Source organism: Bradyrhizobium sp. ORS 111, from assembly GCF_045571485.1.
Lineage (GTDB): Bacteria > Pseudomonadota > Alphaproteobacteria > Rhizobiales > Xanthobacteraceae > Bradyrhizobium.
This window is the reverse complement of sequence record NZ_CP120701.1, coordinates 7425658-7437426: the sequence shown is the minus strand read 5'-3', so window position 1 is coordinate 7437426 and position 11769 is coordinate 7425658. Positions and strand designations below refer to the sequence as shown.

The window sequence follows — 11769 nt, the reverse complement described above, 5'->3', positions numbered from 1 at the left end:
AGCGCGCCGCACTGATGCGGCGCGCCGCAGATAACAATCACCGCATCACGAAGGGGTTGGCCGGCACGTCCTGCGCGGTCGAGATCCACACGCTCTTGGTTTCCTGATATTCGCGCACCGCGTCGATGCCGCTTTCGCGGCCGACGCCGGAATACTTCATGCCGCCGAACGGCATCATGTAGCTGATGGCGCGGTAGGTGTTCACCCACACGGTGCCGGCGCGGAGCTGCTTCGGCACGCGGACGGCGCGCGCGAGATCACGGGTCCAGATTCCCGCCGCCAGGCCGTAGATCGTGTCGTTGGCGATGCGGATGGCGTCTTCCTCGGTGTCGAAAGAGATGATCGACAGCACCGGCCCGAACACCTCCTCGCGTGCAATCCGCATCGTGTTGTCGACATCGGTGAAGATGGTCGGCTCGACGAACTGGCCACCCGAAATGCCGGCGCCGGACGCCGGCTTGCCGCCGAGCAAGCAGCGCGCGCCCTCGGCTTTCGCGATGTCGATATAGTCGAGCACCTTCTTGTACTGCGCGGGCGTCGTGATCGGCCCGACATTGGTGTCTGGCCGCATCGGATCGCCGATCTTGGCGGAGCGGGCGAGCTCCAGCACGCGCTCCACGAACTTCTCCTTGATCGAGCTCTGCACCAACAGGCGCGAGCCGGCGATACAGGTCTGGCCGGTCGCGGCGAAGATGCCGGAAATGGCGCCGGCCGCGGCGGCAGTCAGGTCGGCATCCTCGAACACGATATTGGGAGACTTGCCGCCGAGCTCGAGCGAGACACGCTTCAGGCTCCTCGCCGCAGTCTCGTAGACTTTGGCGCCGGTGGTATCCGATCCGGTGAAGGTGATCTTGGCAACGCCGGGATGCGAAATCAGCTCGGTGCCGATCTCGGGTCCGAAGCCAGTCACCACATTGAAGATGCCGTCGGGAATTCCGGCCTCCTTGGTCAGCGCGGCGAATTCCAGCGTGCTGGCTGAGGTGAACTCCGACGGCTTGACGATCACGGCGCAGCCGGCGGCGAGCGCCGCGGCGCATTTCCAGGCGACGAACAAAAGCGGCGAATTCCAGGCGGTGAGTGCTGCGACGACGCCGACCGGCTCATGCGTCGTGTAGGCGAAGGTGTCCGGCTTGTCGATCGGCACCAGACCGCCCTCGAGCTTGTCGACCAGCCCGCCGTAGTACCACCACCACTCCGGATGGTAGCGGAGCTGGCCCAGCATCTCCGCCATCAGCTTGCCGTTGTCGCGCACCTCGATCTCGGCGAGGCGCTCCCCATTGGCGGCGACGAGATCGCCGAGCTTGCGCATCACCTTGCCGCGGGCGGACGCCGTCATCTTCGACCACGGCCCGCGCCACATCGCTTCATTGGCGGCCTTCACCGCCTTGTCGGCATCGGCGGCCGAGCCGCGCGGGATCTTCGCCCACGCCTCGCCGCGATAGGGATCGATCGTCTCGAACCACTCGCCGTTGGCGGGGTCGACATATTGGCCATTGATGTAGAGCTGATAGGTCTTCACGATATTATCCTCCCGCGCGTCCATGTTCCGTTGATTGAGAAAACGATATCACGGCTTGCGCTGTGCCGTCATAACGCAGTCGCGTGAAGCGGCGCGGCAAGCTCGCGGACTGAGTGTCAGCGCACGGCGGCGAGCTCTGCTGCAATGATGGCGCCGAGCGCCATATCGCTTTGCTGACCGAAGCCGTGATGCACGACGCTGCCGTCTCGTCCGATCAGGATGCTGGTCGGCGTTCCCTGCATGCCATAGCGCTGCATGGTGACCGGGATCGGCGTGCCGTCGCCGGCCTCGTCGACGCCGATCGGGAAAGTCAGCCGGTATTCATGGATGAAGGCCTCCAGCGACACCGCCGTCATGGCGGCGTGGTGCTCAAACACCGTGTGCAGGCCGATCACCTGCAGGTCGGAATGCTTGAACAGCTCAAAGGCGCGCTGCGTCTGCGGCGTGCCGTGCGCGACGCAGCCCGGGCACAGCATCTGGAACGCGTGCAGCAGAACCGGACGGCCGCTCAGCCCGGCCAGCGTCAGAGGCTCGCCGGTGTTGAACCAGCGCGACACCGAGATTTCAGGCGCGACTGCCAAAGCCTTGTCCCCTGCACTTGCGGTCGGCGGCAAGTTGGCAATATCGGGACCGGCCTGTCAACGACCGGCCATGCTCGAACGCGCCCGGCGGGCGGCCCGTCGCCGCATGGTCCAGTGCCTGGCGCGATCGAGATAGAGATAGACGACCGGCGTCGTGTAGAGCGTCAGAATTTGGCTCAGGATCAGCCCGCCGAAGATCGCGATGCCGAGCGGCTGGCGCAGCTCGCTGCCTTCACCGAGGCCGATCATCAGCGGCACCGCGCCGAACAGGGCGGCGAGCGTCGTCATCATGATCGGGCGGAACCGCATCAGGCAGGCCTCGTAGATCGCGTCGCGCGACGACAGCCCGCGCTGGCGCTCGGCATCGAGCGCGAAGTCGATCATCATGATCGCGTTCTTCTTCACGATGCCGATCAGGAGGATCACCCCGATCATGGCGATGATGTCGAACTCGGTGTGCGACAGCATCAGCGCGGCCACTGCGCCGACGCCGGCCGAGGGCAGAGTGGACAGGATGGTGAGGGGATGGATGTAGCTCTCATAGAGCATGCCGAGCGAGATGTAGATCGTCGCCAGCGCCGCCAGGATGAGATAGATCTCGTTCGCCAGCGATTGCTGGAAGATCTTGGCGGCGCCGGCGAAGGCGCCGTGAATGCCTGCCGGCATGCCGATCTGCTTCATGGCCGTCTCGATCGTGGTGGTCGCCGTGCTCAGCGAGGCGCCCGGGGGCAGGTTGAAGGAGATGGTGCTGGCGACCAGCAAATCCTGATGGTTGACGACCAGCGGCGTCTCGCCCTGCTCGAACCGCGCGACGCTGGCGAGCGGGATCATCGTCTCCTGGTTGGTGCTGACCGCCGTCCCGGTCGATGACGCGCCCTTGCCAGTGGCGCCGATCGAGTTGGTGGCGAGATTGCGCACCGCGTTGGCCGCGACCGAACTGACCGAGCTCTTCTGCGAGGAGGAGGCCACCGTTCCGGCCACCGCGTTGGTGGTCTGTGATCCCGTCGCCGCTCCGCCGGAAGTCGAGATATAGACCTGCTTCAAGGTTTCCGGGTCCTGCGAATAGGCGGGGGCGACCTCCATGATCACGTGATACTGGTTGCGTGCGACGAAGATCGTCGAGACCTGGCGCTGCCCGAAGGCATCGTAGAGCGTGTTGTCGAGCTGGCTGACCGTGATCCCGAGGCGGGCGGCGGCGTCGCGATCGATGATCAGGTTGGATTGCAGGGCCTTATTCTGCTGGTCGCTGTTGACGTCGGCGAGCGTCGGTTCCTTCTGCAGCGCTGCGACGAGCTTGGGCGTCCATTCATTGAGCTCGGCGAAGGTCGAGCCTTGCAGCGTGTATTGATACGCCGCGTTGCCCGACCGCCCGCCGGCGCCGAGGTCGCCGATCGATTGCAGGAACAGGGTAGCGCCCGCCACTTCCGACAATCTCTCGCGCAGCCGCTCGATCACCTGATCGGCGCGCATCTTGCGTTCGCCCATCGGCTTCAGCGACGCGAACACCGTGCCGGTGTTGGTTCCGCCGCCCGGGCCCGCGCCGCCGCCGGTGAAGCCGACGGCGGTGTCGACCGCGGGATCGCTTTTGACGATGCCGATGAACTGCGTCAGCTTCTGCCGCATGAGCTGAAACGAGGTGCTCTGGTCGGCCTGGATCGAGCCGATCAGCAGTCCGGTATCCTGTTGCGGGACGAAGCCCTTCGGCACGACGCCGTAGAGATGGAAGTTCAGGTACAGGGTGGTGCCGAGGATCAGCATCACCAGCACCGGGTGACGCAATGCGATGGCGAGCGTCCACCGGTAGCCGCTCAGCATCAGCTCGAAGGCACGCTCGCAGACCCGGTAGAGCCGCCCGTGCCGCTGGCCACGCTCGGTGCGCAACAGCACCGAGCACATCATCGGCGTCGTGGTCAGCGAGATCACGAGCGAGATCACGATCGCAATCGTGATCGTCATGGCGAATTCGCGGAACAGGCGCCCGACCAGGCCGCCCATCAGCAGGATCGGAACGAACACCGCGATCAGCGACACGCTCATCGACAGAACGGTGAATCCGACCTCGCGGGTGCCCTGCAACGTCGCCTCCAGCCGCGACATCCCGGCATCCATGTGGCGGGTGATGTTCTCCAGCACGACGATGGCGTCGTCCACCACGAAGCCGGTCGCCACCGTCAGCGCCATCAGCGAGAAGATGTCGAGAGTGTATCCCAACATATACATTACCGCGAAGGTCGCAATCAGCGACACACCGACTGCGACCACAGGCACCAGCGTCGCGCGCGCGTTGCGCAGGAAGGCGAACACGACCAGGATCACCAGGGCAACCGCGATCAGGAGCGTGATCTCGACGTCGTGCAGCGAGGCCCGGATCGTCTTCGAGCGGTCGACCGCGAGCGTGATGTCGATGGCGGGCGACACCGAAGCCTTGAGCTGCGGCATCAGGCTCTTCACTTGATCGACCATCTTAATGATGTTGGCGCCGGGCTGCCGGTACACGATCATCACGATCGCCGGCTTGCCGTTGGATAGGCCGAGCGTGCGGACGTTCTCCACGGAATCGATGACGTCGCCAACATCGGTCAGCCGCACCGCCGCGCCGTTGCGGTAGGCGACGACCAGCGGCTTGTAGTCGTCGGCCTTTCGCGACTGGTCGTTGGCGTAGATCTGGTAGCGTCGCGCGCCGACGTCGATGCCGCCCTTCGGACTGTGCGCGTTGGCGCTGGAGAGCGCGGCGCGAACGTCCTCCAGCCCGATGCCATACTTATAGAGCGCCGACGGAACCAGCTCGATGCGCACGGCGGGCAGCGAGCCGCCGCCGACCGAGACTTCGCCGACGCCCTCGACCTGCGACAGCTTCTGGGCCAGCACGGTCGAGGCGGCATCATAGAGCTCGGCCGGCGTCAGCGTATCCGACGTCAGGGTGTAGATCAGGATCGGGGCCGAGGCCGGATTGAACTTGCGGTAGGTGGGATTGGTGCGCAGGTTGCTCGGCAGGTCGGCGCGCGCGGCGTTGATGGCGGCCTGCACGTCGCGCGCGGCGCCGTTGATGTCGCGGTCGATGTCGAACTGCAGCGTGATGCGGGCGGAACCGAGCGAGCTTGCGGACGTCATTTCGGTGACGCTGGCGATCTGGCCGAGGTGACGCTCGAGCGGGCTTGCCACCGTGGCGGCGACATCAGCGGGGCTGGCGCCGGGCAGGGTCGCCTGCACCATGATGGTCGGAATGTCGACATCGGGCAGCGGCGAGACCGGCAGCTTGAAGAAGGCGATGACGCCCGCCACCACGAGTCCCAGCGACAGCAGCGTGGTAGCCACTGGACGGCGGACAAAGAGGGCGGAAAGATTCATCGAATTCACGATCGGCGTCGTTGCGGATGAGCTTCTATCCGTCCGCGTCGCGAGACAAAAGCCCAAATCTCAGGGGACGCCGCCACACCTCCGCCGCGATTTCGTTGCTGCGAGCAGCCTCGCCGGGCCTCAGAGCTTGGTTGGAATAAAACGCACATCGCCGCGATATGGGCACCACGACCAGTTTGGAGGGTGGGTCGAGCGAAGCGAAACCCACCGACGTCCCTTGCGAGGAAGATGGTGGGTTACGCTTGCGCTCACCCGTCCTACGCTTCTCTCGTATCCAGCAGCGGGTGATGGGCCGGATGCGCGTCGTGCAGCATCACCGCAAGCTGGTGGAGCTGCGCGTCGCGAAAGCCCTGCTTCTCGATCGAGGCCACGGTCGAGAGCACGTAATCGCGATTGTTGCCGGAGCGGCCGTGGCCCTGCTGCACAAGGCGCAATTGCTCCGTGAGCGACAGCCGTCCGGCGTATTGCACGTGGCCGCGGTCGACCACATAGGCCAGCGCGCTGACCCGTTGCCGTGCCTCGTTCTCGAGCCACACCGAGCGCATCACCTCGCGATAGACATTGGTGGTCTGCTCGCGCGCGCGCAAGTAAGCGATGGTGTCGTGGCGCAGGTGGGCAGCGACGCGGAACGCGATGCCGCGGCAGGCGCCGCCGCGGTCGAGGCCCAGCACCAGGCCGGGCTTTTCCGGCGTTCCGCGGTGATCGAAGGAATAGACGCAGAGCGCGCGGTGCTCGCCGATCAGCCGGGCTGGAAGCTGCTCGATGAAGGCAAAGCCCGGCTTCCACATCAGCGAGCCGTAGCCGAACACCCAGAGGTCGCCGTCAGCCGGGCCGGATGATGAGGGATGATTTGCTGCCATGGCGCCGATGGGCTAGCAGAACGAATCGCCGAGGCGAAGCAAATTCCGTGGTATTTCCAGAGCTTGCCGCCGCTTAGATTTTGACAAATTCGCCCGCCAAAGGACCCGATATGTCCGACAAGACCTCCGTGCCGCGCCGGCGCTCGCGTTTTGGCCTTTACATCGTGCCCGCCCTGGTCCTCGTCGCCGCGGTGGCGTGGAGCGGGTTCTGGTTCTATGCCGCCTCGCAGGTCGGGGTGCAGGCCGATGCCTGGCGCGCGCAGGAGGCGAAGGCCGGCCGGGTCTATGACTGCGGCAAACGGTCGGTGGCCGGTTACCCGTTTCGGCTGGAAATCCGCTGTGCTGATCCGAGCGTGATGCTGGTCTCGCAGACCGCCTCGCCGCAAACCTCGTTCGTCGCACGGCTCGCCGAGATCCTGGTCGTGGCGCAGATCTACGATCCCAGGCTCGTGATCGCGGAATTCAAGGGGCCGGCAACGCTCGGTGAACACGGCGCGTCGCCGTCGCTGTCGATCGACTGGAGCAAGGGGCGCAGCAGTGTGGTCGGGCTGCCGGCGGTGCCGCAGCGCGCCTCGCTGGTGTTCGACGATCTCGCCGTCGATCGCATCGGCGGCGCGACGGCGGTGCCGCTGGCGCGCGTGGGTCATGTCGAACTGCACGGCCGGCAGGTCGAGGGGCCGACCCCGGACAGCCCGGCGGTCGAAACCGTGTTGCAGATCTCGAACGGGACCCTGCAGGACGTCCATCCCTTGCTGACCCAGCCGTTCAACGCCGATATCCATGCGCGGCTGAACGGGCTGAAGGACCTTTCGCCGAAGCCGTGGCCGGATCGTTTCCGCGAGCTTCAGGCCGCCGGCGGCAGCGTCGAGATCATGCAGTCGCGGATCGAGCAGGGCGACGTTCTCTCGGTCGCCGCAGGCACGCTGCGCCTCAACGCGCAGGGGCGCATCGAGGGTGAGCTACAGATGACCGTCGCCGGCCTCGAGCGCATCATCCCCGCGCTCGGCATCGACAAGATGCTGGACGACGGCGTGCCGCAGTCAACGCTCGATCGCGTCGCGCCGGGTGTGAAGAGCCAGGATCTCAGCAATCTGCTCGGCGCGCTCGATCGCGCCATTCCCGGTCTCGGCAAGGTGATCAAGCAGAACGCCAATGCCGGCATCACCGCCGGCATCAATTCGCTCGGCACCGAAGCCATGCTCGAGGGCAAGAAGGCGCGCAGCTTCCCGCTGCGCTTCGCCGACGGCGCGGTGTTTTTGGGACCGCTGAAAGTGGCGCAGATTCCGCCGCTGTTCTAAAGCCTGACGAGGTTAGCTGGAACGGCGTCGAAAGTTCACCTCTCGCTTGGGGGAGGTGAATCGAGGCCGCGCCAAGCCGATTCAAACCAAAACTGATCCCGCTTTAGATAGAGCGGGATGAACCTTTTCGGTTCACATCTCCCAGGGGGAAGTGACCTCCGACACCGTCTTGCCCCAGCTCACGGCTCTCCGCGTCAGCGCGAGAGCGACAAACAGGCTTCGCGCGCGATATCGCCGACCCCGGCGAAACATTCCCGCCATCGCGATGAGAAAAACGTGATCGGAATATCGCGTCTCGTCGCGAATATCCGCAGTCGAGCGCCGCTCTCTCCACCCTGAGGAAACATCCTCGCGTGGGAGGGAGCACATGAAAGGACTCTGGGGGATTCTGCTCGGCGGCATTTTGGTGGTGGCCGGTCCGGCATGGGCCGACGACGACGCCTCCGAGCTGCGTGCATTGAAGGCGCGGCTGAAGCAGCTCGAGCAGCGCATGGAGCAGCAGGCGCGTCGGCAGGAGGCGCTGGCTGCGCGGGCGGACACGCAGGTCGCGACCAAGGCGCCATCGCCGTTCGATCCCTGTGTGCCAGGCAAGCTCTGCTACAAGGGCGTCACCTTCACCTTCGGCGGCTGGATCGATCTCACCGGCATCTATCGCAGCCGCAATCTCGCCTCTGACAGCGGCTCGATCTACAACTTCATTCCGTTCCCGCAGAGCAAGAACTTCAACACCGACGAAGCGCGCTTCACCGCGCGCCAGACCCGTTTCTCCGTGCTCGCCGAAGCCAATGCGACGGCGGACGTCCGTGTCGCCGGCTATGGCGAGATCGACTTCGAGGGCGCAGCGCAGACCGCCAATTCGGTCGCCACCAACTCGTTCAATCCGCGGCTGCGGCAGGCGAGCATTGAGATCGATCGCACCGATCTCGGCCTGCATGTGCTCGCCGGCCAGAGCTGGTCGCTGAACACGCCGAGCAAGGCGGGCATCGATCCGCGCGCGGCCGATACGCCCGGCGTGATCGATTTCGAACTGGTGCCGGGCTTCCTCGGCGCGCGGCAGCCGGGCATCCGCGTCTGGCAGGATTTCGGGCCCGAGCTCAAGCTGGCAATCTCGGCGGAAAATCCGCAGACCTCGTTCTTCGGCGGCAACACGCCGCTGGTCGGCACGCCCGCGGTCGGGCCGCAAGGCGTGCTCAACCCGAACCTGCTGGTGAACCTGACCGGTCCGGGCGGCAGCTTCTTCAACAGCCTGAACAATGTCAGCCTCAACCACGTTCCCGATGTCACCGTGAAGGCGGCATGGGATCCGCAGCTCGGGCCCTACAAGCTGCATCTCGAGGGCTGGGCGTTGTATCGCGATTTCTACGATCGCTTCAATTTCGCCAATCATGACGTCAACACCGTCAGCTTCGGCGGGCATCTTTCGGCCGAGATCGTGCCGAGGACGCTGGAGGTGCAGGCCTCGGCCTCCTACGGCGCGCTTGGCCGCTTCACGGCGACCCCATTCCCGGACGTGACCGTGCGGCAGGACGGCTCGATCCAGCCGTTGCCGATCACGGCATTCCTGGTCGGCACCGTCTGGCACACGACGCCGTCGCTTGATCTCTATGCCTATGCCGGCCTGGAGAAGACCAAGGCGACGTTCTCCAATGTTGGCACCGTGCCGTTCGGCTACGGCAATCCGCTCTACAACAATCTCGGCTGCAACATCGAGAACTCGCCGGCGGCGACCTGCAACGGCAATACCTCCGAAGTCAGGCAGTACACCGCGGGCTTCTACGACACGATCTTCAAGGGCAGCTACGGCACCATCAAGGCCGGCGCGCAATATTCCTACACCCAGCGCTTCGCGTTCGCTGGCGTCGGCGGCGCGCCGAAGACGGACGACCACATCGTCATGACCCAGCTCCGCTACTACCCGTTCTAAGGGAGACTGCAGATGAGGATCGCAAGCAAACCCGGGGGAAGAGCTGCCTTCGCGCGCGAGCTGATGATGGTCAGCCGGGCCGCGCATGTGCTGCAGCGAGCCGGCTTGGCGATGGCTGGCGCCATGGGCGGGACCTTCGTTGCCGCCCATCTCGCGAAAGGCCATGTCGCGATGTTCGACACGGTCTCCTTCATTGCCATGACGATTCTGATCGGTGCCGCAGGATTCTATCTCGGGATCGATGTGCCGCGGCGGTCGGCGGCGATCCGTGCGCGCAAGCTCGATGCGGTCGAGCTCCTCAGTGCGAGCGGCACGTTCCTTGCTGCGATGGCCGCGCTGGTGTCGGTCTATGGCATCATCTTCGACGAGGCGCCGTCGCGGACCTGGGCCTTCGTGATCGGCTCCTGGTGGATCGGCGGCCTGGCGATGCTCGCGACCGCCGGGCTGCTCGGCCGCCAGCGCTTGGCGCGGACGGTCGCCGCGATGGCGGGCGCGCGTGGATCGGCCTGCAGCGCCGCGAAGACAGTGCGGCGCTAGCGTCGCCGCTAGAGGCGGGCTTCGCAGCGGCGAGCGTCTGCAGAGCCGAGTTGCATTCGGGCAACATCCCCCGGAAAGATGGATCGTTAACCTTCTTTCGCCATTGCGCGACCATTCCCTGAGCCGACAATCAAGCCTCGTCACATGCTTGGCTGTGCAATCAGGCTCCGAGGAGCCTTTGGAGGCTGGGATGATGAACGCACGGGGAATCGGGGCGGCGGCGGTGTGCCGGACAGTCGTTCTGCCCGGTTGCATTGTCGCCGGGTTTGCGATGTTCGGTTCGGCGGGACTCGAGAATATCGGCGCGTCAATGGATGAGGTCCGTGCCCCTCCCGTCGTCGCCGATGCCGCACCCGCCCCATCACCAGCAACTGCCGGGTCGAACACCGCAGCCGAGATCGCCAATGTGGTGACCGCCGGCGGCTCGGAAGCGGTGGCGACCGTCAACCCGGAGCCGACCTCTCAGGAGCCGGACACCGGCGAAGAGGTCCGATTGACCGATCCGCCGCTGTCGCCGGAAATCCAACCGGCTCAGGCACCGGTCGTGAACACGCCGGATCCAGAGCCTCGCGAGGCCAAGGTGACGGTGGGCTCCATCGAGGTTCTCGATGAGTGCTGGGACGTGAACGTCTGCATCGACCGCTATTTGTGGGCGCTCTATCAGAGGACGCCGAAGGAAGACACCATCAAGGTGCCCGAACAACGGACGGTGATGGTCAAGAAAAAGAAGAAAATGGTGAAAGTCACTCGAACCTTCATCAAGCTTGTCGATGAGGATTTCACCTGGAAGGACGCGAAGGCAGCCCAGCGAGCCACCTTGCCCATGGCGGATTACGTCATCGGGGGCATGGATCGGAGCTTCAAGCTGAAGCTCTTTCATGCGCTGCTCGCGGCGGAACAGGCCGGCCTGTCGCCGGGCATCACCAGCGCATTCCGCGATGACTACCGGCAATCGATTGCGAGCGGCCTCAAGGCGGCGAGCGACAGATCTTATCACGGCGGCAGCTTCCGTGGCGGCTACGGCCACGGACTTGCGGCCGATATTGTCAGCGTCGATGGCGCGACACGCGACGAGCGATGGCGGGCATCCGACAAGCTCTGGAAATGGATCGACGCGCATGGACGGGAGTTCGGCGTCGGGCGCCCCTATCTCGATCGCGACCCGCCGCACACCGCCCCGATCGACGGCAAGGAATATGCCGCGCACAACCACGGCGCCAAAACGCAACAGGCGGCACTGGACGTGAAGACACGCAACCGGTCCGTTGTACGGGACAGTCACGCCAAGGCGAAACGTCCAAGAACCGCAAAGTCGTCGAAGGTGAGAACGATCTGACCGGGATTGCGCTGACGCAAGACGCGAAGCAACCGGAGAGGTGAGCACGCTGCTCGGGCTCCCTCTCCCCTTGCGGGAGAGGGGTGGCCCCGGGCGAGATGATTGATGAGGTGTTGTCGTCGCAACTCGCGTTCGCTGGTCGTTGTAATCAATGCGGAGAGCGCACGGGTCTTGCCACGTCGGGCAACTCAGTGATTGAGCGTCAGGGGCCACCTGTGGTCCTACCCCCGAACTTTCTACCATTGCTCGAGGCCCATGGGTGCGATCGGCATCCGGCTTTCCCTGCGCCCTCTACCTGATGAGGGCGAAATGCAAAGCTCGGACAAACATGTCGCGAGAACGCGAATGTATGACACA

General features: G+C 65.0%; 8 protein-coding genes. 4 read left to right on the top strand and 4 right to left on the bottom strand.

Translation table 11 applies throughout. The features are described from left to right. Positions 1-37: 37 nt before the first annotated feature. The 4 genes from P6U30_RS34360 to P6U30_RS34345 form a co-directional block, all read right to left on the bottom strand. Positions 38-1519, bottom strand: coding sequence for an aldehyde dehydrogenase (locus P6U30_RS34360; protein ID WP_407167118.1), 1482 nt, complete (start codon positions 1517-1519; stop codon positions 38-40). A gap of 116 nt (positions 1520-1635) precedes the next feature. Then, entirely contained in the window at positions 1636-2100 is a 465-nt protein-coding gene (locus tag P6U30_RS34355) for a peroxiredoxin family protein (protein ID WP_407167117.1), read from the bottom strand. Positions 2101-2157: 57 nt separating this feature from the next. Beyond that, entirely contained in the window at positions 2158-5448 is a 3291-nt protein-coding gene (locus P6U30_RS34350) for an efflux RND transporter permease subunit (RefSeq protein WP_407167116.1), read from the bottom strand. A 266-nt stretch (positions 5449-5714) separates the two neighbouring features. Then, on the bottom strand, positions 5715-6317 hold the full coding sequence (locus P6U30_RS34345) for a gamma-glutamylcyclotransferase (protein WP_407148899.1): 603 nt from the start codon (positions 6315-6317) through the stop codon (positions 5715-5717). Positions 6318-6427: 110 nt separating this feature from the next. Between P6U30_RS34345 and P6U30_RS34340 the strand changes: the two genes are divergently transcribed. The 4 genes from P6U30_RS34340 to P6U30_RS34325 all read left to right on the top strand — a co-directional run bounded on the left by P6U30_RS34340 (position 6428) and on the right by P6U30_RS34325 (position 11412). Next, positions 6428-7615, top strand: coding sequence for a DUF2125 domain-containing protein (locus P6U30_RS34340; RefSeq protein WP_407167115.1), 1188 nt, complete (start codon positions 6428-6430; stop codon positions 7613-7615). Positions 7616-7982: 367 nt separating this feature from the next. After that, on the top strand, positions 7983-9539 hold the full coding sequence (locus P6U30_RS34335; RefSeq protein ID WP_407167114.1) for a hypothetical protein: 1557 nt from the start codon (positions 7983-7985) through the stop codon (positions 9537-9539). A gap of 12 nt (positions 9540-9551) precedes the next feature. Continuing rightward, positions 9552-10076: a hypothetical protein gene (locus P6U30_RS34330; RefSeq protein WP_407167113.1), complete on the top strand. Its 525-nt coding sequence runs from the start codon at positions 9552-9554 to the stop codon at positions 10074-10076. Positions 10077-10266: 190 nt separating this feature from the next. After that, positions 10267-11412 (top strand): peptidase M15, encoded by a 1146-nt coding sequence (locus tag P6U30_RS34325; RefSeq protein ID WP_407167112.1) that lies wholly within the window; start codon positions 10267-10269, stop codon positions 11410-11412. Positions 11413-11769 lie beyond the last annotated feature (357 nt).

Bases quoted from the DNA above. Each gene is read 5' to 3' on its own strand.
- P6U30_RS34345 (WP_407148899.1), bottom strand. From the start codon at position 6,317: ATGGCAGCAAATCATCCCTCATCATCCGGCCCGGCTGACGGCGACCTC.
- P6U30_RS34335 (WP_407167114.1), top strand. From the start codon at position 7,983: ATGAAAGGACTCTGGGGGATTCTGCTCGGCGGCATTTTGGTGGTGGCC.
- P6U30_RS34340 (WP_407167115.1), top strand. From the start codon at position 6,428: ATGTCCGACAAGACCTCCGTGCCGCGCCGGCGCTCGCGTTTTGGCCTT.
- P6U30_RS34330 (WP_407167113.1), top strand. From the start codon at position 9,552: ATGAGGATCGCAAGCAAACCCGGGGGAAGAGCTGCCTTCGCGCGCGAG.
- P6U30_RS34325 (WP_407167112.1), top strand. From the start codon at position 10,267: ATGATGAACGCACGGGGAATCGGGGCGGCGGCGGTGTGCCGGACAGTC.
- P6U30_RS34350 (WP_407167116.1), bottom strand. From the start codon at position 5,448: ATGAATCTTTCCGCCCTCTTTGTCCGCCGTCCAGTGGCTACCACGCTG.